Source organism: Halorubrum sp. SD626R, assembly GCF_001261915.1.
Classification (GTDB): Archaea; Halobacteriota; Halobacteria; order Halobacteriales; family Haloferacaceae; genus Halorubrum.
Genome location: NZ_CVRT01000076.1, coordinates 1 through 22,926, shown reverse-complemented (window position 1 = coordinate 22,926; position 22,926 = coordinate 1). Strand labels below are relative to the sequence as shown.

At 69.7% G+C, this 22,926-nt stretch carries 21 protein-coding genes; 15 read left to right on the top strand and 6 right to left on the bottom strand.

The window, feature by feature from the left end:
* Window positions 1-20 precede the first annotated feature (20 nt).
* Complete coding sequence (locus tag SD626R_RS08120; protein ID WP_092565521.1) at window positions 21-1,088, bottom strand: phytoene/squalene synthase family protein; 1,068 nt, start codon at window positions 1,086-1,088, stop codon at window positions 21-23.
* 196 nt (window positions 1,089-1,284) lie between these two features.
* Here SD626R_RS08120 and SD626R_RS08115 point away from each other — a divergent pair, with 196 nt between their 5' ends.
* Window positions 1,285-2,475, top strand: coding sequence for an acyl-CoA dehydrogenase family protein (locus tag SD626R_RS08115; RefSeq protein ID WP_092565519.1), 1,191 nt, complete (start codon window positions 1,285-1,287; stop codon window positions 2,473-2,475).
* Window positions 2,476-2,493: 18 nt separating this feature from the next.
* Here SD626R_RS08115 and SD626R_RS08110 read toward each other — a convergent pair whose 3' ends face one another.
* Together SD626R_RS08110 and SD626R_RS08105 are read right to left on the bottom strand one after the other, a co-directional pair.
* Window positions 2,494-4,434 (bottom strand): PH domain-containing protein, encoded by a 1,941-nt coding sequence (locus SD626R_RS08110; RefSeq protein ID WP_092565517.1) that lies wholly within the window; start codon window positions 4,432-4,434, stop codon window positions 2,494-2,496.
* Window positions 4,431-4,895 carry a PH domain-containing protein gene (locus SD626R_RS08105; protein ID WP_092565515.1) on the bottom strand — a complete coding sequence of 155 codons (465 nt, stop codon included), beginning with the start codon at window positions 4,893-4,895 and terminating at the stop codon, window positions 4,431-4,433. Before SD626R_RS08105 ends, SD626R_RS08110 begins: the two co-directional genes overlap by 4 nt.
* 184 nt (window positions 4,896-5,079) lie before the next feature.
* On the opposite strand from SD626R_RS08105, the gene SD626R_RS08100 reads away from it, so the two are divergent.
* Entirely contained in the window at window positions 5,080-6,390 is a 1,311-nt protein-coding gene (locus tag SD626R_RS08100; RefSeq protein ID WP_092565513.1) for a Glu/Leu/Phe/Val family dehydrogenase, read from the top strand.
* A 530-nt stretch (window positions 6,391-6,920) separates the two neighbouring features.
* On the opposite strand, the gene SD626R_RS08095 is transcribed toward SD626R_RS08100, so the two are convergent.
* Both SD626R_RS08095 and SD626R_RS08090 read right to left on the bottom strand, forming a co-directional pair.
* Window positions 6,921-7,610, bottom strand: coding sequence for a YqjF family protein (locus SD626R_RS08095; protein ID WP_092565511.1), 690 nt, complete (start codon window positions 7,608-7,610; stop codon window positions 6,921-6,923).
* A gap of 82 nt (window positions 7,611-7,692) precedes the next feature.
* The gene (locus tag SD626R_RS08090) at window positions 7,693-8,646 is read right to left on the bottom strand and encodes a cation diffusion facilitator family transporter (RefSeq protein ID WP_092565509.1); all 954 of its coding nucleotides are present in this window, start codon (window positions 8,644-8,646) and stop codon (window positions 7,693-7,695) included.
* Between the two features lie 154 nt (window positions 8,647-8,800).
* On the opposite strand from SD626R_RS08090, the gene SD626R_RS08085 reads away from it, so the two are divergent.
* The 10 genes from SD626R_RS08085 to SD626R_RS08040 all read left to right on the top strand — a co-directional run bounded on the left by SD626R_RS08085 (window position 8,801) and on the right by SD626R_RS08040 (window position 20,087).
* Entirely contained in the window at window positions 8,801-10,219 is a 1,419-nt protein-coding gene (locus SD626R_RS08085) for a DUF7289 family protein (protein WP_092565507.1), read from the top strand.
* Between the two features lie 103 nt (window positions 10,220-10,322).
* Complete coding sequence (locus SD626R_RS08080) at window positions 10,323-11,024, top strand: HD domain-containing protein (protein WP_092565505.1); 702 nt, start codon at window positions 10,323-10,325, stop codon at window positions 11,022-11,024.
* 56 nt (window positions 11,025-11,080) lie between these two features.
* Window positions 11,081-11,326, top strand: a complete 246-nt coding sequence (locus tag SD626R_RS08075; RefSeq protein WP_092565503.1) for a YhbY family RNA-binding protein — start codon at window positions 11,081-11,083, stop codon at window positions 11,324-11,326.
* The gene (locus SD626R_RS08070) at window positions 11,326-12,240 is read left to right on the top strand and encodes a mechanosensitive ion channel family protein (protein ID WP_092565501.1); all 915 of its coding nucleotides are present in this window, start codon (window positions 11,326-11,328) and stop codon (window positions 12,238-12,240) included. Before SD626R_RS08075 ends, SD626R_RS08070 begins: the two co-directional genes overlap by 1 nt.
* Window positions 12,241-12,314: 74 nt before the next feature.
* On the top strand, window positions 12,315-13,652 hold the full coding sequence (trkA, locus tag SD626R_RS08065) for a Trk system potassium transporter TrkA (protein WP_092565499.1): 1,338 nt from the start codon (window positions 12,315-12,317) through the stop codon (window positions 13,650-13,652).
* A gap of 7 nt (window positions 13,653-13,659) precedes the next feature.
* Window positions 13,660-15,162, top strand: coding sequence for a TrkH family potassium uptake protein (locus SD626R_RS08060; RefSeq protein ID WP_092565497.1), 1,503 nt, complete (start codon window positions 13,660-13,662; stop codon window positions 15,160-15,162).
* A 140-nt stretch (window positions 15,163-15,302) separates the two neighbouring features.
* Window positions 15,303-16,871 (top strand): TrkH family potassium uptake protein, encoded by a 1,569-nt coding sequence (locus tag SD626R_RS08055; protein WP_092565495.1) that lies wholly within the window; start codon window positions 15,303-15,305, stop codon window positions 16,869-16,871.
* Between the two features lie 75 nt (window positions 16,872-16,946).
* Window positions 16,947-17,390 carry a universal stress protein gene (locus SD626R_RS08050; RefSeq protein ID WP_092565493.1) on the top strand — a complete coding sequence of 148 codons (444 nt, stop codon included), beginning with the start codon at window positions 16,947-16,949 and terminating at the stop codon, window positions 17,388-17,390.
* Between the two features lie 15 nt (window positions 17,391-17,405).
* Window positions 17,406-18,254 (top strand): universal stress protein, encoded by an 849-nt coding sequence (locus SD626R_RS08045; RefSeq protein ID WP_092565491.1) that lies wholly within the window; start codon window positions 17,406-17,408, stop codon window positions 18,252-18,254.
* Between the two features lie 132 nt (window positions 18,255-18,386).
* A complete protein-coding gene (locus SD626R_RS08040; RefSeq protein WP_092565489.1) occupies window positions 18,387-20,087 on the top strand; it encodes an acyl-CoA mutase large subunit family protein in 1,701 nt (566 codons plus the stop codon).
* A 46-nt stretch (window positions 20,088-20,133) separates the two neighbouring features.
* Here the strand turns inward: SD626R_RS08040 and SD626R_RS08035 are convergent, their stop codons facing one another.
* Window positions 20,134-20,370, bottom strand: a complete 237-nt coding sequence (locus tag SD626R_RS08035; protein WP_092565487.1) for a DUF7999 family protein — start codon at window positions 20,368-20,370, stop codon at window positions 20,134-20,136.
* Window positions 20,371-20,482: 112 nt separating this feature from the next.
* Between SD626R_RS08035 and SD626R_RS08030 the strand changes: the two genes are divergently transcribed.
* The 3 genes from SD626R_RS08030 to SD626R_RS08020 form a co-directional block, all read left to right on the top strand.
* Window positions 20,483-21,247, top strand: a complete 765-nt coding sequence (locus tag SD626R_RS08030; protein WP_092565485.1) for a phosphopantothenate/pantothenate synthetase — start codon at window positions 20,483-20,485, stop codon at window positions 21,245-21,247.
* 92 nt (window positions 21,248-21,339) lie between these two features.
* Complete coding sequence (locus SD626R_RS08025; RefSeq protein ID WP_092565483.1) at window positions 21,340-21,789, top strand: Lrp/AsnC family transcriptional regulator; 450 nt, start codon at window positions 21,340-21,342, stop codon at window positions 21,787-21,789.
* Window positions 21,790-21,853: 64 nt separating this feature from the next.
* The coding region (locus tag SD626R_RS08020; RefSeq protein ID WP_092565481.1) for a DUF63 family protein at window positions 21,854-22,926 on the top strand (1,073 nt) is incomplete at its 3' end.

Below are 22,926 nucleotides of genomic sequence, written 5' to 3'. Positions count from 1 at the left end.
GAAAACAGCGACCAGGTGAATCAGTCGGCGGGCTCGACCGCGCGGTGGAACGGCGTTCGGGCGATCGTCCGCCGGAGGTCGGCCAGCGAGTCGCGGCCGGCGTCGCCGGCGACGGACATCACGGCGAACACCTCCTGTCTGGACACCTTCACGCCGGTCTCGGTGAGCGCGTCCTCGGGGCGGGAGCTGAGCTCGCGGAGGGTGCCGACCGCGAGCAGGTACGGGACGGTCCACGCCTCCATCGTGTTCCCGTTCGAGAGCGGCATCGTCTCGAGGTACGCCTGCGCGTCGTCGAGGAACGACCGTGCGTACTCGGCGGTACGACCGACGACGCGGGCGGACGACTCCCGGTTCTCGGGGTGGACGACCCGCTCCTGGTCGACCCCCTCGTCGGCCAGCCACTCGGCGGGGAGGTAGACGTTGTTCTCCTCGGTGTAGTCGTCGTACACGTCCTTCGAGACGTTGACGAGCTGGAGGAGGAGCCCGAACTCCTCGGCGGTGTCGCGGAGCCGCTGCGCCCGGTCCTCGCCGACGTCGCCCCGCGTGAGCAGGTTTGTGATAAGGTTGCCGACGGTGCCGGCGGCGTAGTAGCAGTACTGCTCTAACTCGTCGCGGTCGTCGATCCGGAGGCCGCCCTCGGTGGCGTGACGGTCGACGAACATCGCCATCCCGTCGACCATCTCCAGCACGGGCGGAACGATGGCCTCGCGGGCCTCGGGATCGAGATCCTCGAACGTCGCCACGATCGTCGGGACCTCGGCGACGACCTCCCAGTCCTCGTCGCGCTCGGCGGGCGCGGGGAGCCACTCGTCGACGGCCTCGCGGAACGCCGCGATGTCGACGTCGGAGTCGGGGTCGACGGCGTTGCGGTACGTGCGTAACACGTCGCTCTGGGCCTCTGGGGGGATGTGGCCGGCGTCCTCGACGGTGTCGGCGACTCGACAGAGGAGGTATCCCACGCAGATCTGCGAGGCCATCGGCTCCTCCAACACGTCGACCGTCAGCGCGAAGGTCCGAGAAACGCCCTGGACCGCCTCGTGACACCACGAGAGGTCGGGCTCGACGGGACCGTGTGCTCGTCCGCTCATTCGGTTACCGACACTTACGGCACAACGCATAAAAAGCCTCGTGGAACGCCGCAAGCCTCCGCGAGCCGCGCGGTGACGGCGCCCCGGTGGTCCCGGGAGCGAACCGGCCGACCGCGACGCGGTCGGCGGCAGAAAACCGCCCACCCGTGTGGGATCGTGTAGAAACCGATAAGTCGCCGTGCACGGAGTGTTTGGCATGGACTTCGCGCTCTCCGAGGAGCAGCGTCAGATCCGCGACACCGTCGCGGACTTCGTCGACGAGGAGGTCGTTCCGCGGGCCGCCGAGATCGACGAGACCGACGAGTTTCCGGCCGACCTGGTCGACGAGATGGCCGAACTCGGGCTCATGGGAATGCCGTTCCCCGTCGAGTACGAGGGCGCCGGCCTCGACTACCACAGCTACGCGATCGGTCTCGCGGAGATCTCCCGCGGTTCCGGCGGGCTCGGCACCGTCGTCGCCGCCCACACCTCCCTCGCGGGCAACATGCTCTACGAGTTCGGCGACGAGGAGCAGAAACGGGAGTACCTCACCGCCCTGAACACCGGGGAGGACATCGGCGCCTTCGCGCTCTCGGAGGCCGAGGCCGGCTCCGACGTGCCGGCCATGTCGACCACGGCCGAGCGGGGGGCGCGGAGCGCCTCGGAACGGAGCGGCGTCGCCGCGGAGCGCGAGGGCGACGGCTACCTCGTCAACGGCGGGAAGCTCTGGATCTCCAACGGCTCCGTCGCCGACACGGTCACGCTGTTCGCGAAGACCGACCCCGACGCCGGCCGGAAGGGCATCACCTCGTTCGTCGTCCGGCCGGAGGAGGACGACGGCTTCGTCGTCGAGGGCACCGAGGACAAGCTGGGCGACAAGGGGTGTCCGACCGCCGAGCTCCGCTTCGACGACATGTGGATCCCCGAGGACCGGCGGCTCGGCGAGGAGGGCGAGGGGTTCGTACAGGCCCTGAAGACGCTGAACGGCGGCCGGATCACGATCGCGGCGCGCTCGGTCGGCATCGCGCGCGCCGCGCTCGACGAGGCGGAGTCGTACGCGGGGGAGCGCGAGCAGTTCGACCGTCCCATCGCCGACTTTCAGGCGATCCAGCACAAGCTCGCCGACATGGACACGAAGGCCCGTGCCGCGGAGCTGTTGATGCACGAGGCCGCGGACCTGAAGATGCGCGACGAGGAGTACGTCAAGGAGGCCGCGCAGGCGAAGCTGTACGCCTCGGAGATCGCCCGCGAGGTCGCCAACGAGGGGATCCAGATCCACGGCGGCTACGGCTACACGAAGGACTTCCCGGCCGAGCGCTTCTACCGCGACGCGAAGCTCTCCGAGATCTACGAGGGGACCAGCGAGGTCCTGCGGAACACGATCGCCCAACGCCTGCTCGACGAGTGAGGCGGGCGCGGAGGCCGACTACGTCTCGTCGTTCGCGGCGTCGTCGTCAGCCGTGTTGTCGCCAGCCGTGTCGTCGTCGGCGGCATCGTCGACCGCCGCGTCGTCGCTTCCGGCGTCGTCACCGTCCGGCTCGTCGCCGCTCTCGACCGGATCGTCCCGGACCTCGTCGCCGTCCGCGCTCCCGTCGTCGGACGCTCCCCCGTCCGGCCCCGGCCGGTGCGCCACGTCCGCGTCCGAGGGGAACCGATCGACCGCGTACTCGCCGGTGTCGATCCGCTCCGCCGGCTCGGAGTAGTCCCGCTCGCTCGTGGAGAAGTCGGGGCGGATGACGCCGTCGTCGGGGATCTCCGTGCCCGCGTCGTCGTCCCCGTCGGGGGCGTTCTCCCCGGCGACGTCAGTGTCGCCGTCGGCGTCGCCTTCGGCGTCCGCGATGTCGACGCCGGTTTCGGCGTCTTCGCTGTCGACATCGCCCTCGAACCACTCGAAGCGGTCCCGCCGGTCGCGCTGTTCCCGGAGCGACGACTGGAGTCGCTCCTGTAGCGTCTCGCGGAGCTCGATCGCCTCGTCGAGTTCGAAATCGACGGCGGCGGCCGACGTGCCGGAGAGCGAGCTGCCCCCGGCGGTGTCGGCGACGACCGTCGCCACGTTCCACCGGCGCTGGAATATCGTCCGGCTGTCGATGACGGTCTGGATCCGGTAGTACGGAACGACCGTCACGGTCCGGTTCCAGAAGCCGTTGCGCGTGAGGAGGTGGTCGTCACCGAGCCAGTAGCCGCGGTGCTTCCACTTCAGGTGCGCGGCGGGGGGCACCGCGAGCAGGAGGACCGCGGGCCCGTACCACGGGAGGTCGGGGCCCACGAACCAGTCGACCGCGAGGGCGACGCCGACGAGGAGCGCGACGGCGATCGCGTACCGGACGACGTAGCGCCACCGGATCCGCTTCGGCGGCCGGGAGAACGTCGGCGTGCCGAACGACTCGACCTCGTGGGCGAGCCGGTAGACGCGGTCCGTGGTCGCGATGGGGACCGCCGCCTGACTCCCGTCGTCGCCGGACTGGCCGGGCGCGTAGCCCGCGGTCTCGATCGAGAGGCTCGCGTAGCCGAGCGCCCGCTTCGCGGGGTTGTCCGAGATCGTCAGCGTCTGGACCTTCTCGGTCGGGATGGAGCCGCTGTACCGCCGGAACAGCCCGCGCTCGTACCGGAGCTCGTCGCCGGCGCGCGAGAGCCGGAAGCCGTAGTAGTTCGAGAACGCGACGCCCGCGCCGAGGACCCACGACACGAGGAACAGCCCGCCGACGGCGACGACCGCGGTGGCGGTGAGCGCGGCGGCGGACGTCTCGGGGATGAACCCCGAGAGCACCGGGACCGACCCCGAGCTCAGGAAGGCCAGCAGCCCGATGAGCCGGCCGTCGAACGACAGCGCGCCGACTAAGGCGAGCTCGCCCGGCGAGATGGCGAACAGCTCCTCTTCGGCCGGGCCGACCGCGCCGTCGGCGCCCTCCGCTCCGCCGGGCTCGCCGGGCTCGGCGGGCGACGAGCCGGACTTCCGCCGCTGGACCTCGCGGCGGATCCGCGTCGCCTCGTCGGGGATCACGAACCGGATCGATCCCTCGGTAGAGGAGCCGCCCGCGGTCTCCAGGTCGACCGCGGCGATCCCGATCGCCCGCTGGATCACGCTCTGGCTCACGTCGACGTTCTGGATCCGCCGGTAGGGGATCTCCCGCTCGCGGCGCGAGACCACGCCGGAGGAGATGTCGAGCGTGTCCTCCGTGAGCTCGTACTCGAACCGCCGGTAGTAGGCGACCTGGTACGCGAGGGCGGCGAGGAGGATCGCCCCGCCCGCGCCGACCGCGATCGGGAGGCCGAAGTCGTTGCTGTTGACGAGGAAGACGGCGACCACGACGAACCCCGACACCTTCTGGAGCGCGCGGTACGGGACCGACCGGGGCGCGAGCTTCACACCGCGTCCTCCCCGTCCGCGCGGATCGCCAGTCGCTTCAGCTCCTCGCGGAGGTCGCTCGCGCCGTCCGGCGTCAGTCCCGGGATCCGGACGTCGGCGCCGCGGGAGCCGGCCGTGTAGACGACACAGGAGGCGAGCCCGGCGCCCCGCTCGACCGGTCCGCGCCGGGAGTCGACGTGCTGGATCCGCACCAGCGGCACCGTCGTCCGGACCTGCGTCACCACGCCGCGGTCGAGGTACAGCGCGTCCTCGCGGATCTCGTAGCTCCAGCGCCGGTACTTGAGCACGGCGTGGGTCACGCCGAGGGCGAGGAAGACGCCGGCGGCGGCGACCGGCGCCCACCGCGGGAGCCGGTCGAGGTAGAACGCGCCGGCGAACGGGAGGGACAGCACCGCGGCGACGAGCACCGCGCGGAGGACCCACACGACCTGAACCCGGGGGTGTAACGACTGTGCCGTCATCGGCGTGCCCCCGACGCGTGTCCGCGTGTCATACGCCGCCGTTGTCGACCCCGACGTATAAGTCCGGGCGAAATCGGCGTCGCCGCCGGGCGCGACGAGGCCCGTCGAATCGCTTGCGTGCTATTTCCTACCGAACCCAAGTATTGCCGAAACCGATATCACCCGGGATCGAGTCGGGGCGAGCATGGCGGACGACCCGTTCGAGAACATGCTCGCACAGATGGACCGCGCGGAGGAGTACGCCGACGTGGACCACGGTATCTTCGAGCGGCTCAAACACCCGGAGCGCACGCTGAAGGTCACGCTCCCCGTCGAGCTCGACTCCGGCGACGTCGAGGTGTTCGAGGGGTACCGCTGCCAGTTCGACAGCGCGCGCGGTCCGTTCAAGGGCGGGGTCCGGTTCCACCCGACCGTCAGCCAGCGCGAGGTCGAGGCGCTCGCGGGGTGGATGACGTGGAAGACCGCGCTCGTCGACCTCCCGTACGGCGGCGCGAAGGGCGGCGTGATCTGCGAGCCGAAGGACCTCACCCAGAACGACTTGGAGAGCCTCACGCGCCGATACACCGAGGGGATTCGGCGGATGATCGGCCCCGAGACCGACGTGCCGGCCCCGGACATGAACACGAACCCGCAGACGATGGCGTGGATGATGGACACCTACTCGATGTACGAGGGCCACTCCGTCCCGCAGGTCGTCACCGGCAAGCCGCTGGAGATCGGCGGGACCCCGGGGCGGGTCGAGGCCACGGGTCGCGGCGTCTCCATCGTCACCGAACGGCTCTTCGAGTACCTCGACCGGGACCTCTCGGACGCGACCGTCGCGATCCAGGGGTTCGGCAACGTCGGGTCGAACGCGGCCCGGCTCCTCGACGAGTCCGGTGCCCGGATCGTCGCCACCTCCGACGTGAGCGGCGCCGCCTACGACCCCGACGGGCTCGACGTCGGGGCGCTCGCGGCCCACGTGAGCGCGGGCGGGCTGATCGAGGAGTACGTCGCCGGCGACCTGCGCGCGTCCCCGGACGACCGTCGGGCGGCCGACGGCGGGACCCGCTGGGACGACCCCGACGCGATCGGCAACGACGAGCTGTTGACGCTCGACGTCGACGTCCTGATCCCGGCCGCCGTCGAGGGCGTGATCACCGCCGACAACGTCGACGACCTGCGCGCGTCGGCGATCGTCGAGGCCGCGAACGGCCCCACCACCGTGGCCGCCGACGAGGTTCTGACCGAGCGCGACGTGCAGGTGGTGCCGGACATCCTCGCGAACGCCGGCGGCGTCATCGTCTCGTACCTGGAGTGGGTCCAGAACGCTCAGGAGTTCTCGTGGCCGCTCGAGACGGTGAACGCGGAGCTCGAGCGCCGCATCGGCACGGCGTTCGACCAGACGATCGACCAGTACGACGAGAATGGGCTTCCGGACCTCCGGACGGCCGCATACACCCTCGCGCTCGAACGCACGGCGAGCGCCCACGAGTACCGCGGGCTCTTCCCGTGAATCGCGCAGAATCCGCGTAATAGGCGAGCGATGGCGGGAGTGAGTATCGTACGTCGCGAGTGAGGCCAGTTATAAATGACTCAGTGGTGTTGCTGTCGGCTGTTTATAAGTGATCGACGACTCTGCGGAGAGGACTTTCAAAGCCCCAGCCGCGACGGCTCGCGCGGCTCGCTGCGCGCTTCAGTCGCTCGCTACGCTCGCTCCTTCCAGTGCTTGCGTCGCCGTGCTTCGCCCTCGCGACTGCCCCTTTGGGTCCCACCCCGCACCGCTCCGCACCGCACCTCGCACCTCCCCAACCTCGTCGCTCGCTTCGCTCGCGACTCCCTCGCGCGCTCTCCTCGCGCCCGCTGGGCGCTCGGAGGCGCGCGCCACAACGCACCTATTTATAAATGAATGTAACTATCACTGACCTCTTTTTAAATAACGTCTTGCCACCGACGATCTGCAATATTCACTCCCGCTATCGATCGAGAGTGGGCTTTGGTGATCGGCCGTTTCGGCCGGGAAAACGCCTTTCGAACGCGAATTTGTCAGGCCCGCCGGAGCCGGTCCGCGCTCACGTCGATCGGGTCGGCGCAGTGGACGATCGGCTCGCCGTCCGGGCGCCCGAAGCCGTTCGCCTCGAACAGCGTGTTCGCGCGGACCTCGGCGGTCCCCTCGCGCAGCGTCCACGGTTCGTGAGCGATCTCGCCGCGGTAGAGGCGGTCCCCGTGAGCGTAGAACCGGTAGTTCTCGACGAGGAAGGCGTCGATCGACCCCGGCTCGGCCGCGAACGCCTCGCCGGTCGGCTCGTAGGTCGCGTCGAACCGCGCGCTCGGGACGCCGCGGTGCGTCCGACGGCTCCGGAACCGGATGTCCCCGCCGGGTCGGCGTCGCGTCGCGCTCATCTCGGCGCGGTAGTACGGCAGGGCGAACAGCCGCCGGGCGACTGCGACCCCGAGGCGGTCGTCGGCGTCGAGGTTGTAGAAGTAGACCCCGGGACCCGCGGGGCCCTCGACGTAGGTCCGGAGGTTGAGTTCCGGGAACGAGAGCCCGACGGGCGACCCCCGCGGTCGGATCTCGTCCATCACGAACGCGACGACGCCGAGGTAGGCGTCGCCGTCGTGCGTGGCGACCGAGAGCCGCTCGGGAAGCGTCTCGTCGACGACCGCGGGATCGACCGGCCAGTGGCAGAACAGCCCGTCGCGCCACGTCATCTCCAGCCAGCGGCGTCCGAACATACTCGCGGTAGGGGCGCGACGGGCAAAACCCGCACGGCGGACGAGTGACCGAGGAGGCCTCGGCCGCCCGTTCCGGTCCGAGTCAGGCGTCCCGGGTCCCCGGTTCGGGGACCGGACCCGACTCGCCGCCCGCGTCGTCGGCCTCCTTCCACTCGCCGAGGCCGGACGGGTCGAGGTGGACGTGGACGTCGCCGACATCGGGCAGGTCCCGGAGGCCGGTGACGAGCTGGGTCTCGACGTCGTGGGCCTCCCGGAGCATCATCTCGCCGTCGACCTCGACGTGGACCTCGACCTCCAGGTCGGTCCCGTCGTAGAACACCGTCAGGTCGTGGACGCCCTCGACGGCCGGGTGCTCGCGGAGCGCCTCGATCACGCGGTCGCGGTCGCCGGCCGGCGGCGCGGCGCCGACGAGGTAGGTGACGTTCTCGCGGCCGATCTCGACGCCCTGGTAGACGACGAGGACGCTGACCAGCGCGCCGGCGACGGGGTCGAGGAGGGGGAACCCGAACAGCGCGCCGACCACCCCGACCAGCGCCGCGACGGTGGTGTAGATGTCGTTGAGGCAGTCGGCCGCCAGCGCGGTCAGCGCCGTCGACCCGAGGGTCGCGTTGATCCGCTCCGTGTACCGATAGAGGAGGTACATGTCGACGAGCGCGAACGCCAGCGCCGCGACGAGGACGGGGCTCGCCGTGATCTCCGGCGATCCGAGGAACTCCGAGACGGACTCCCGCAACAGCAGCACGCCGAGCAGGACGATGGTCGCGCCGACGAACAGCGCCGCCAGCGGCTCGATCCGCTGGTGGCCGTGGGGGTGCGTCTCGTCGGCGTCGTCGTAGCGGGCGCCGCCCCAGACGAACACGACCGCGCTGGCGACGAGGTCGGCGACCGAGTGCGCGGCGTCGGCGAGCAGCGCGACGCTCCCGAACGCCAGCCCGGTGGCCCCGACGACCGCGATCTTGAGCGCGTTGCCGAGGATGTTCGCCCCCGCGGCCAGCCGGAAGCGGGCCTTCTCGCCGTCACCCCAGGGGTGCCACATACGTCCGGGTCGTCGCCGCCCGGAGTTAATAGGCCCGCCGTTTCCGGACGGAGGCGCGATTCGGTCGGCGCGACGCCGGAGACGGGTCCGCCCGACGTATCAGAACTGATTCGCGGCGGTAGGAGTTTAAATAGTTCACCGACGGAGAGCCCATATGGACAGCGGTGACCGTGCCCAGAGCGAGGTCATCGGCGCCGTGCTCCTCTTGGGGATCACGATCGCCGCCGTGACCGCCACCGTCGCGACGGGGAGCGCGGCGCTCGGTCTGGTCACGGACGAGGCGCGCTCGGCGAGCGTGGAAAACGGGATGTCCCAGCTCAGCTCTCAGTCGAGCCTCGTCGCCCTCGGCGAGACGGACGCCCGGCGGTTCGACCTCGGCTCCGTCGACGGCGGGCAGCTCCGTCTCGACGAGGACGCCGGACGCGTGGAGGTGCGCATCGAGCGGCCGAACGAGACGGAGACGACGTACAACGGGTCGATCGGGACCCTAGAATACGTCGACGGGGACCGGACCGTCGCGCTCCAGGGCGGCGGCGTCTGGTCGAGTCGGAACGGTCGGGGGCAGATGATATCCCCGCCGGAGTACCACTACCGCGAGAGCACGCTCACGTTCCCCGTCGTCCGGCTGACCGGGGACGAGTCGACCCCGTCGAGCGGGACCGGCGTCGTCCGGCGGGCGACGAGCGATTCCGGGGTCGCCGAGACCGACAACCCGCTGCGGAACGGGACGGTCGTCGTCGAGGTGCAGAGCGACTACTACGAGGGGTGGTACGACTTCTTCAGCCAGCGCGCCGACGGCTCCGTGACGAAGGACGACGCGAACCGGACGACGACGGCCCGGCTCGTGGTGCCGGACGAGGTGGCGTTCGACCGGGCCGTCTCGCTCGGCGGTGGCGGATACACGCACAATTCGGGTAACGGGGGACTCGACGAGTCGGAGTACTCCGAGGGAGACAGTCATCCCGGAATCGAGTCGCTGATCGAATCCAACGTGGAGAGCGCCGCCGACTCTGGGGCGAACTTCTCCGACTGCCTCGACGGCGCGGCCTGTGAGAACGGGACGTACTTCGCGTCCGGCGACGTTAATCTGGAGAACGGCGTCGACTTCGACACGAGCGACGGGAACGTCACGATCGTCGTCGACGGGGACCTCGACATCGACAACAACGAGCTGCAGGTGACCGACTCCGGAGACAACGCAGTCAAGTACTACGTCAACGGGTCGGTGTACGCGAGCGGGAACGGCGCCATCGGGACGGTAAACGAGGAGATAGAGGCGTACCGAAACCAGGTTTACGTGCGGGACGGCTTCCTCGAAGAGAAACCGGGAGGGGGGACGGTCGACATAGAGGCCGTCGTGTACGCGCCGAACTCGGACACGGACATCGGCGGGAACGTCGCCCTCCGCGGAGGGTTCGCGTTCAACAGCCTGACGACCAAAGGCTCGTTCAGCGTCGAACACGACGAGTCGCTGCTCGGTCGCGAGATCACGATCACCGGCGGCGCCGGCCAGAATCCCATCACCTACCTCCACGTGAGCGAGAACGCCGTCGAGGTCGACTTCGACCGGTGAGGGGCTCGTAGGGGGTCGATCGCCGCGGATCGCCGTCCGTCGTAACGACTAAGAACGAAACGCTCCTCGGTTACGGTAATGAATCACGAGTTTTTCGCCCGAGGTGGTCCCCGTGGGCGTCGAGATTAAGGAAACGGAGGTGAGCGACGAGGACTTCGAGGAGATGAAGGGGTTCGTGCGGGACTACCTCGCGGCCAGCGTCGAGAGCGAGGAGGACGGCGGTCGGATGCGGTGGTACCCGTGGCACTCCGCGGACTACCGGTTCAACCACATCGTCAACGTCGTCGACCTCGCGACCGAGATCGCGGAGGCGGAGGGCGCCGACGTCGACGTGGTCCGGGTCGCCGCGGTGTTCCACGACGTCGCGAAGCTGGAGGCGGAACAGGACGTCCACGCCGAGGCCGGCGCCCGCGTCGCCCGCGAGTACCTGCAGAGCCGCGGCGACTACCCCGAGTCGTTCATCGAAGAGGTGTGCGGGGCGGTCGCGGATCACTCGTACACGGGCGACCTCGCGGACGTGCCGCTGGAGAGCCGGTGTCTGATGGAGGCCGACCTGCTGGACAAGGTCGGCGCCAACGGCGCCGTGCTGATGCTGCTGCGGATGGGGTACGAGTCACGCACGCACATGGACGCCGCGAAGATGGTCGACCGCGTGCTCCAGCGCGCGCACGACCACACCGAGCGCGTCGTCTCCGACACCGCCGAGGGCATCGCGCACCAGCGCATCAAGCGCGTGAAGTGGATCCGCGAGTGGCTCGAAGAGGAGGTCAGCCGGATGGACGCCGAGGGCGTCACCGAGCGCTGACCGCGGCGCCGCCCGCGAACCTCAAGCTTCAACTGCCGCGACCGAGTGAACGGGGTATGAGCGACCAACAGCTTCGCAAGGAAGCGCACGACCTCGATGTCACCGTCTGGGTCGGCAAGAAGGGCGTCGACGCCGTCGTCGACGAGACGGCCGACCAGCTCGACGACGCCAAGCTCGTGAAGGTGAAGTTCCTCCGGGCGGCGCGGGGCGGGACCACGACCGACGAACTCGCGGCCGACCTCGCCGATGCCGCGGATGCCGAACTCGTCGAGACGCGCGGGAACACGGCGGTGCTCCACTGATGAGCGCCGCGGGCGGTACGGGCGGGGTCGTCGCAATCGCGGGGACGCTGGAGCCGTACCTCGGTCCGGCGACCGACCTCGCCGTCGACGCCGCGATCTTCCTCGCCGTCGTCGTCGCGACGTATCTCTTGTATAAATCGGTCATCGCGCCGCTCGTCCGGCGGGTGTTCGACAGGCAGGGGCTCGACGAGCACGCGCGGCGCCCGCTCCAGAAGATCGTCGCGTTCCTCGTGCTGTTCGCGGGCGTCACGGTCGCGTTCGGCGCGGCGGGCTACCAGGGATTCCTGCGCTCGCTGGCGACGGTCGCGGCCGCGGCAACGCTCGCGATCGGCTTCGCCCTCCAGGACGTGATCAAGAACTTTGTCGCGGGGGTATTCATCTACACGGACAAGCCGTTCCGCATCGGCGACTGGATCGAGTGGCAGGGGAACTCCGGGATCGTCGAGGACATCTCCTTCCGTGTCACCCGCGTCCGCACGTTCGACAACGAGCTGCTCACGGTGCCGAACAACGCACTGACGAGCGACGTCGTGAAGAACCCGGTCGCGAAGGGGACGCTCCGGCTGAAGTTCGTCTTCGGGATCGACTACGAGGACGACGTGGAGAAGGCGACCGACATCATCGTCGAGGAGGCCGAGAAGAGCGACGCGATCCTCGACGACCCCGCGCCGTCGGTGCGGCTGACCGAGCTCGCCGACTCCTACGTCGGGCTGCAGTCGCGGATCTGGATCGACGACCCGTCGCGGGCCGACTTCGTGAAGGCCCGCGCGGACTACGTGAAGGCGGTCAAGCGGCGGTTCGACGAGGAGGGCATCTCGATCCCGTTCCCGCAGCGGACCGTCTCCGGGCGGAACGAGTGGACGGACCCCTCGTCGTTCGGCGGGGAAGGGGGCGGCGCCGGCGGAGAGTCGTAATCCGAGGCCGCCGCGGCGGCCTCGCTCGTGCGGCGATAGTAACGAACTTCAGGGTTCGGTAACTGGGTGTGCCCATGCACGTGGTCGTCATCGGGGCGGGCGAGGTCGGGACGAGCATCGCTTCGAGCCTCGCGTCGGACCACGAGGTCGTCGTCGTCGACGTCGACCCGGACCGCGCGGAACAGCTGAAGTACGAGCTCGACGTGCTCACGATCGCCGGCGACGGCACCACCTCCGAGATCCAGACGGCGGCGGAGGTCGGCCGCGCGGACATGGTCATCGCCTGCACCGACAACGATCAGACCAACCTCGTCGCCTGCGGGACCGCGAAGACGCTCGGCGACGGGTTCACGATCGCCCGCGTGAAGAGCACCGACTTCCTCCGGACGTGGGAGGGCAACGAGGGCGCCTTCGGCGTCGACTTCATGGTGTGTACCGACCTGCTGACCGCGCAGAACATCGTCCGCGTCATCGGGCTTCCGGCCGCGATCGACGTCGACCCGTTCGCGAGCGGGCTGGTCCAGATGGCCGAGTTCGAGATCGCCGAGGGGAGCCCCGTGGCGGGACAGACCGTCTCGGAGGCCGACCGCTTCGAGTCGCTCACGTTCGCGGGGCTGTTCCGCGACGGCGAGATGATCGTCCCGCGGGGCGACACGGACATCAGAGTCAAAGACCGCGCGGTGGTGATCGGGAGCCCCGAGAGCGTCCAGGCGTTCGCGACCGACGTGGCGCCCGAGACGACCCCCGACCGCGCCGACGAGATCGTCGTCGTCGGCGGCAGCGAGATCGGCTACCAGACCGCGCGGCTGTTGGAGGAGCGCGAGTTCAAACCGCGGCTGATCGAGCAGGACCCCGACCGCGCGCGCTGGCTCGCCGAGAACCTCCCGAACACCGTCGTGATGGAACACGACGCGACCGATACCGAGTTCCTCACGCGCGAGCACGTCGACGAGGCCGACATCGTCGTCACCGCGCTCCGCTCCGACGAGAAGAACCTCCTCATCTCCGTGCTCGCCAAGCGGCTCGGCGTCGACCGCGTGATCGCGGTGGTCGACAGCCCCGACTACGTCACGGTCTTCGAGGAGATCGGGATCGACATCGCGATCAACCCCCGCACCGTGACCGCCGAGGAGATCACCCGGTTCACCTACGAGAGCGTCGCGGAGAACATCGCGGTGCTGGAGAACGACCAGGCGGAGGTCCTCGAACTCGAACTCACCGAGGGGTGCGGGCTCGTCGGGCGACCGATCTCGGAGATCGTCGCCGAGAGCGACGCGCGGTTCGTCATCGGCGCGATCACCCGCGGCCGCGAGCTCGTCACGCCGCGGGGCGACACCGTCCTGCAACCGGGAGACCACGTCATCCTGTTCGTGGAGTCGGACTCCGTGAGCGCGATCACTTCGATGGCGTGAGGCCGTCGTGAGCACCAGAATCCGCGTCGGCTGGCGGGCGAGCGTGGAGCTCACCGGCGACGTCCTCGCGGCCCTCCCGGTCCCGCTCGCGTTCCCCCTGCTCGTCGCCCTCTACTACGGCGAGTCGCCCCTCCCATTCATCGCGGCGATCGCCGTCTCGCTCGCGCTCGGCGCGGCGTTCCGGTCGGTGCGGGATCCGGAGGCGAACCTCGGACCGCGGGAGGCGTTCCTCGCGGTGGCGCTGATCTGGTTCCTCGTCGCCGCGGTCGGCGCGATCCCGTTCGTCGTCGCGGGCGTCGGCACGGTCGCGCACCCGGTGAACGCCATGTTCGAGTCGATGAGCGGGCTGACGACGACGGGCGCGACCGTGTTGCGCGACTTCTCCGTCCACTCGAAATCCGTCATGATGTGGCGGCAGGTGATCCAGTGGCTCGGGGGGCTCGGAATCTTGATCCTCGCGACCGCGGTGCTCTCCGAGATCGGCGTCGGCGGGGCGCAGCTGATGGAGTCGGAGTCGCAGACCCAGGACGTCAACAAGCTCACGCCGAAGATCTCGCAGACGGCGCAGCTCATCTGGGGGATCTACTTCGGGCTCACGGGGCTCGCCGTCGCCGTCTACTTCCTGCTCGGGCTGGCGTTCGACCCGCAGATGGACCTGTACAACGCGATCGCCCACGCGTTCACGTCGGTCGCGACCGCCGGCTTCTCGCCGGAGCCGGACTCCGTGGGGGCGTTCCACCCGCTGATCCAGTGGGCGGTGGTCCCGTTCATGGTGATCGGCTCGACGAGCTTCGTCCTCATCTACTTCGCCATCAACGGGGAGCCGATGCGCCTGCTGCGGAACGAGGAGTTCCACTTCTACCTCGGCGCGATGGGAACGCTCGCGACGATCGTCGCCGTCGGGCTGTTCCTGGACCCCGGCGTCGCCTTCACGACCGAGGCGACGATACGCCACGCGGTGTTCAACGTCGCGTCGATCGTGACGACGACGGGGTACGCCAGCACCGACTACGTGCTGTGGGCGCCCGCGGCGAAGCACATGCTGTTCATGGGGATGTTCATCGGCGGGATGGTGGGGTCGACCACCTGCTCGATCAAGTCGCTCCGGTGGCTGGTGGCGCTGAAGTCGTTCAAGCGGAACCTCTTCACCGCCGTCCACCCCGAGGCGGTGCGACCGGTCCGGATCTCGGGGAAGTCGATCGACGAGGGCGCGATCCGCGACATCTACGCGTACCTCCTCCTCAGCATCGTGATCTTCTTCCTGCTCGCCGTCGTCATCGTCGTCGACGCCGAGCGGGCCGACGTCCGCGTCACCGAGTTCGAGGCGCTCGGCGCCGCGGCGACCACGTTCCTGAACATCGGCCCGGCGTTCGGGGCGGCGGGCCCGTACGGGACGTTCGCGACGTTCCCGATGACGACGCGGGCCGTGATGATCGTCCTGATGTGGATCGGCCGGATCGAGATCATCCCGGTGCTCGTCTTGTTCACGAAGGCGTTCTGGACGTCGTGACCGGCCGGAATCTGGGATCGGCGTCGAGACCGTAGCCCCTGGACGCGACCGCGACGGCGACGCGCCGAGGTCGCCGGCGCCGTCCCCCCTTCGACAGTTTAATACAGCGAACGGGCGACTCCCGTATCGATCGAGTAACTATGTCGGTGGCCCTCAACTGGAAGGCGAGCGTGGGGCTTCTCGGGGTCGGGATCAAGTACCTCGCCGTCACGATGCTGGTACCGCTGGTTGTGGCGGTCGCGTACGGCGAAGACATCTGGGTGTTCCTCGTTTCGATGGCGCTCGTCGCCGGGATCGGGTTCGCGGTCGAGCGGGTCGACCCGGACCCGGACCTCGGCCCCCGCGAGGCGCTGCTGTTCGTCTCGCTCGCGTGGCTCGCGGCGGCGGCCATCGGCACCGTCCCGTACCTGCTCGCCGGGTACGACACGGCGTCGACCGTCGGGCTCCAGACGGGATCGATCGGCGCGCTCACGGGGTCGATCGTCAACGCGCTGTTCGAGTCGATGAGCGGGTTCACCACCACGGGCGCGACCGTCCTCGGCGAGATCGGCACGGACCAACACTCCCACGCCCTCCTGATGTGGCGACAGCTCACGCAGTGGCTCGGCGGGATGGGGATCATCGTGCTGATGATCGCCATCCTGCCCGAGGTCGCCGTCAACGGCGCCCAGCTGATGGAGTCGGAGGCGCCCGGCCCGGAGCTCCAGAAGCTCACGCCGAAGATCGCCGAGACGGCCCGGGCGCTCTGGCTGATCTACTTCGGCTTCACCGTCCTGCTCGCGGCGCTGCTGTACGCGCTCCACCTGCTCGGGATGGCGCCGAACATGAACTTGTTCAACGCGGTGGCCCACGGCTTCTCCACCCTCCCGACCGGGGGGTTCTCGCCGCAGGCCGACAGCATCGGCGCGTTCTCGGCCGCCGTCCAGTGGATCGTCATCCCGTTCATGGTCGTCGCCGGCGTCAACTTCGCGCTGTTCTGGCACGTCCTGCGCGGCGAGGCGGAGGTGATGCTGGAGAACGCGGAGTTCCGCGCGTACGCCGGCGCCCTCGCCGTCATCACCGCCGTACTCGCCGTGCTCCTGTTCCGCGGGGCCGCCCCGCCGATCGAACTCGGCGGGACGACGCAGGGCGTCGCCGAGAACTCGCTCCGGCAGGCCGCGTTCCAGATCGGCTCGCTGTTGAACTCCACCGGGTTCGCGACCGCGGACTTCGCGCAGTGGGACGCCCACGCGCAGGTCCTGCTGCTGTTCACGATGTTCATCGGCGGCTCCGCCGGGTCGACCGGAGGTGGCGTGAAGATCGTCCGCTGGCTCGTCGTGGGGAAGGCGATCCGCCGGGAGCTGTTCACCTCGGCGCACCCGGACGTGGTACAGCCGGTCCGGCTCGGCGGCAACGTGGTCGACGAGAGCGCCATCCGCGGCATCATGGCGTTCACGCTCCTGTACACCGTGCTGTTCGCGCTCTCCGCGGTGTTCATCGCGCTCGACACCGCCCGGGTCGGGATCCAGCTGAGCGCGCTGGAGTCGATCAGCGCGTCGCTCGCGACCATCGGAAACATCGGGCCGGGGTTCGGTCGGCTCGGCCCGTTCGGGAGCTACCTCTTCTTCCCGGACACCTCGAAGCTCCTGATGATCTTCCTGATGTGGATCGGGCGGTTGGAGATCGTCCCGGTGCTCGCGGTGTTCATTTCCGGGATCGACACGCGGTAGCGAACCGACCTGAAGCGCGGGTCGGCTCGACGCGGGGAACGTATCTTCTTAACGGACGCGGGAGTTAGGGGGCGTATGACCGGCCACGACGAGACGCACGGACGGAACCTGCTCGCGCACGCGCTCCTCCCCGTCGCCAACGAGGAGGACGCGCTCGCCACCGCGCGGGCGCTCGAACCGTACGACCCCGACCGAGTGACCGCGCTCCACGTCGTCGAGAAGGGCGACGGCGTCCCCGACAAGACGCCCGTCGAGCAGTCGGAGGAGCTCGCCGCCGAGTCGTACGCCGGGGTGCGGACGGTGTTCCCGGACGCCGGGGAACACACCGCCTACTCCCGGGACGTGGTCGACGCTATCTTCGACGCCGCCGGCGAGGTAGACGCGAGCGCGATCGCCTACCGGCCCCGGGGCGGGAACCGCCTCGCGCAGTTCCTCTCGGGAGACCTGTCGGCGAAGCTCGTGACCGACGCGCCGGTCCCGGTCGTGGCGCTCCCGCGCGCGGAGTCGGCCGAGCGCTGACCCGGGTCCGAACGCATGACCGGGACCGGCGACGGGCCGACGGTACTGGTCGCGCTCGCGAACCCGCGGACCGAGGGGGCGCTCGTCGCGCTGGGCGGCGCGCTCGCCGAGCGCGAGGGCGGGCGGGTGCTGGCGATACACGTCGTCACCGTCCCCGACCAGACGTCGCTGGAGAAGGCCGCGGAGAACAGGGAGCGGCTCGACGAATCGTCCGACGAGCTGCTCTCCGCCGCCGTGGCCGACGCGGCTGCCTTCGACGCCCCGATCGAGACGAAGACGGTCCTCTCGCACCGCGGGATCGAGGAGGTGTTCGACGCCGCGCGGACGAACGACGCCGACGCCGTCGTGATGGGGTACGGCGGGGCTCGGTTCGCCGGCGGGCGCGTGGAGGGGTCGCTGGACGAGCTCGCCCGGGAGCTCCCGTGCGACTTCCTCGTCTTCGACGGGGAGCGGCTGGATCCCGGGAACGTGCTCGTGCCGACCGCCGGCGGGCCCTCTTCGGACCTCTCCGCCGAGGTAGCGGCGGCGCTTCGCGACGTCGCCGGCGCGGGGGTCACGCTGCTGCACGTCGCCGAGCCGGGAGAGACGGAGACCGGCCGGTCGTTCCTCGTCGGCTGGGCCGACGGCCACGGCCTCGGCGATGCCGACCTGCGGATCGAGACTGGCGATGTCGAGGAGACGATCGAGCGCGTCGGTGAGGGGTACGACCTCGTGATCGTCGGCGCGACCGAGCGGGGGCTCCTCTCGCGGATCGTCCGCGAGTCGCTGGCGTCCGAGGCGATCGAGCGCCTCGACGCGCCGGTGCTGCTCGCGGAACGTCCGTCGTCGCGGTCGCTCCGTGAGCGGCTGTTCGGCGGGCGGTAACGCGGTCCGATTCGGGCGTTTCGTCGTCCAGGTCGGACGCTTTGCCGTCCGAGTCGGACGTTTCGTCGTCCGAGTCGCGCACCTTTTAAAATATAATGAATATTTATACGAGTTCGGCGGGTACCCGGGCGTATGTACGACGACGAGGAGCTCTCCGAGATCCGCGAGGCCAAGGCGTCGTGGGAGGCGGAGACGCTCGACCCGTCCCTCGACCGACGCGGTGAGCGGACGGAGCGGTTCGCGACGGTGTCGAACCGCGAGGTCGACCGCCTCTACACCCCCGAGGACATCGCCGACCTTGACTACGGCGAGGACCTCGGCTTCCCGGGCGAGGAGCCGTACACCCGCGGCGTCTACCCGACGATGTACCGCGGGCGGACGTGGACGATGCGCCAGTTCGCGGGGTTCGGCACCGCGGAGGAGACCAACGAGCGGTTCCGCTATCTGATCGACGAGGGACAGACCGGCCTCTCGACCGCCTTCGACATGCCGTCGCTGATGGGGCTCGACTCCGACGACCCGATGTCGCTCGGCGAGGTCGGCAAGGAGGGCGTCGCCGTCGACACGCTCCGGGACGTGGAGGTCCTCTTCGACGGCATCGACCTCGCGGAGGTGTCGACCTCCTTCACCATCAACCCGAGCGCTCCCGTGATTTACGCGATGTACGTCGCGCTCGCCGACCGGCGGGGAGTCCCGCGCGAGGAGCTCCGGGGCACCCTGCAGAACGACATGCTCAAGGAGTTCATCGCGCAGAAGGAGTGGGTGATCCCGCCGGAGCCCTCCCTCGACCTCGTGACGGACACCATCGAGTTCGCGGTCGAGGAGACGCCGAAATTCAAGCCGATCTCCGTCTCGGGGTACCACATCCGCGAGGCGGGGTCGACGGCGGTCCAGGAGCTCGCGTTCACCCTCGCCGACGGGTTCGCGTACGTCGAGGCGTGCCTCGACCGCGGGCTCGACGTCGACGCGTTCGCGCCGCAGCTCTCCTTCTTCTTCAACGCGCACAACTCGATCTTCGAGGAGGCCGCGAAGTTCCGCGCCGCCCGCCGGATCTACGCGCGGATCATGGGCGAGTGGTACGGCGCCGAGGCCGACGCCTCGAAACAGCTCAAGTTCCACACCCAGACGGCGGGCCAGTCGCTGACGGCCCAACAGCCCCTCAACAACGTCGTCCGCGTTACGCTCCAGGCGCTGGCGGGCGTGCTCGGCGGGACGCAGAGCCTCCACACCAACTCCTTCGACGAGGCGCTCGCGCTCCCCTCCGAGCGGGCCGTGCGGGTCGCGCTCCGGACGCAGCAGATCATCGCCGAGGAGTCGGGCGCGGCCGACATCGTCGACCCGCTCGGCGGCTCGTTCGCGGTGGAGGCGCTCACGGACGAGGTCGAGGCGGAGGCGACGGCGTACGTCGAGGAGATCCGGGACATGGGCGACGGCTCCGTCCGCGACGGCGTGCTCCGCGGGATCGAGCAGGGGTACTTCCACCGCGAGATCCAGGAGGCCTCCTACGAGTACCAGGAGCGGGTGGACTCGGGCGAGGAGACGGTCGTCGGCGTCAACGCATATCGGGTCGAGGAGGACCCGGAGACCGACCTGCTCCGCGTCGACGAGGCGACCCGGGAGCGCCAGCTCGACCGGCTGAAGTCGGTGAAGGCGGAGCGCGAGGACGACGCGGTCGAGGCCGCCCTCGACGACCTCCGCGACGCGGTCGACGCCGGGGAGAACGCCATGCCCGCGATCGTCGCGGCCGTCAAGGCGTACGCGACGATGGGAGAGATCATGGCGGTGTTCGAGGACGAGCACGGGACGTACCGCGAGCGGGTCGGGGTGGCCTGAGCGGCGCGAAAAAGCGAGGCAACGAATCGGACGGACCGGCGGCGCGTCACGCCGGATCGACCGGCCGAGCGGACTCCGCGCACCACGCGTTGCCGCGGCGGCCCGCCCGCCGGAGGTCGAGTTCGACGACCGAGCCAGCGTCGAGCGCCGACAGCGCGGCTTCCACGTCGGCGTCGTCGTACTCGACGACGTACAGCGTCCCGTTGCGCGGGTATTCACGGAGCGTGATCGCCCCGTGGTCGTTGCACGCGTCGACGATCGTGTACTTGCCAGTGCGGTCCATCCCGCGTCGAGCTACGAGGAGAGCCATGTTAACATTTGTGCGCGTGGATACCGAGGCCACGCGCGGCGACCGCGAACGGTTCACTTTAGCCGGCGCGCCGCCTCGCTCGGGTATGACGGAGACGGAGGTCCCGGAGGACCACCCCCGGTACGCCTCGCTCGTGACGCGCCACCGGATCGAGGCGGGCGTCGAGACGGGGATCACCTCGAAGCAGGGGCTGATCGCGCAGGGGCGCGGCGAGGCGTTCGACTACCTCCTCGGCGAGCGGACGCTCCCGAGCGCGGACCGCGCCGCGCGCGCCGCCGCGGCGACGCTGCTCGCGGCCGAACGCCCGGTGATCTCGGTGAACGGCAACGTCGCCGCCCTCGCGCCCGCGGAGACGGTCGACCTCGCCGAGGCGGTCGACGCCGACCTGGAGGTGAACCTCTTCAACCACACCGACGAGCGCGCCCGGCGCATCGCCGACCACCTCCGCGAGCACGGCGCCGACGAGGTGAAGGGGCTCGCCGGCGACGGCGAGATCCCCGGTCTCGACCACGCGCGCGGCGTCGTCGACGCCGACGGGATCGAGGCGGCGGACATCGTCGTCGTCCCGCTGGAGGACGGCGACCGGGCCGCCGCGCTCGACGCGATGGGGAAGACGGAGATCGTGATCGACCTCAATCCCGGGAGCCGGTCGCCGCGGACCGCAGACATCCCGATAATCGACAACCTGATCCGCGCGGTACCGACCGTCGCGGCGCACGCCCGCGACCTCGCGGACGCGTCCCCGACCGAACTCCGGGAGATCGTCGACGCGTTCGACGCCGCCGAGGCGCTCGCGGCGGCCGAAGCGGCGATCCGAGAGGGGTCGTTCGCGACGCCGGACGAGTCGTAACTCGGCGGCGTCTGGGCAGAGCTGTTAGAAATGCGACGAGTAACGCCTCGAAGCGTCGGAACTGCAAAGTCCGTCCCCGACCTAACGGGAGCATGGAACTCGACGAGACCGACCGCGAAATACTCAGGATCCTCCAGGAGGACGCCCGTACCCCCTTCTCGGAGGTCGCGCGTCGGATCGACATGTCGAGCGCGACCGTCCACGACCGGGTGGGGCGGATGGAGGAGGCCGGAGTTATCGAGGGGTACCACGCCGAGGTCGATCCCAAGGCGGTCGGCTACGGGGTCAGCGCGTTCGTCGGACTCCGCGTCGAACAGGGGCGCGAGGAGGACGCGCTGAAGCGGCTCCGCGACATCGGCGGCGTCAGCGAGATCCACCTGACGACCGGCGAGTGGGACGTGATGTTGCGGGTCGTCGCCGCCGACACCGACAGCCTCCGAGAGCTGATGTTCGAGGAGATCGCGGAGATGGACGGGTTCTCGCGCTCGCAGACGATGATCATCCTCGGCACCGACTTCGACGCCGACGGCCCGCCGATCTGAGTCGGCTCCGGAGCGCCGAGTCGGGACCGGAACGCTAAACTCGGGAACACCACGAACGGGAACCATGAGCACACGGGTCGATCGGCGGTTCGGGTTATCACCGGAGCGGGCGTGGGCGGCGGTCGTCGGCGGGTTCGCGCTCCTCCTGGCGGTCGGGTCGGCCGTCTTCCCGCGGGCCGTGTACGACCGCTTCGTCTGGCGGTACTTCTGGGGGCCGGTCGTCGCCGACGGCCGGGGCGCGCAGTGCGCCGTTCGGGACGCCGGCGGCACGGAGCTGCTCGGGAGCTCGTCGGCGTGCCAGGCGGCCATCGGTGCCGGCGAGGTCGTCGCGTCCCCGGGATACACCACCGTCTCGACCGTGAGCTACGTGGTCGTCCTGCTCGCGATGCTGGTCGGCGTCGTCTTCCTGCTCCGCCGGCTGGAGATCGGCGAGGAGCTGCGGTTCTTCTTCGCGCTGTTCCCGTTCATGCTCCTCGGCGGCGCGCTCCGCACCGTCGAGGACTCGGGGGTCGCCGCGCTCCGTGCCGGCGTCGAGCCCCTGATCCCCTTCCCCGCGAGCGCGCTGCTGATCAGCCCGTTCATCTACTTCACCGCGTTCGGATTCACCCTCGCCTGCGTCCTCGCGGCGTACGGCCTGGCGAACCGCGGGATCGTCGACGACTACGCCCGGCCGCTGTTCGCGATGGGGGCAGTCGCGCTCGCGGCCTCTGTCGGCTACCTCTCGTACCTCGCGGCCGCGACCGACTACGTGGAGTTCTACCCGCAGGTGCCGGCGTTGACCCTGGTCGTCGCCTGCGTCGCGACCGCGATAACGTGGAAGCTCGCGACCGCGTACGAGCCGACGATCCGGCAGGGGACAGGCGTCGCCGGGATCGTCATCATCTGGGGCCACGCGGTCGACGGCGCCGCCAACGTGATCGGGCTCGACTGGATGCCGGCGCTGACCGGGACCGCGAACCTAGTCCCGAAACACGTCGTCAACGCGCTGATCGTGAACTGGACCGGGCGGCTCCTCCCGGACTCGGTCGTCGCCGTCACGGGCGACGCGTGGCCGTTCCTGCTCGTGAAGCTCGTCGCCGCCTCGTTCGTCGTCTGGGTGTTCAACGGCGAGATGTTCGAGGAGTCGCCGCGGTACAC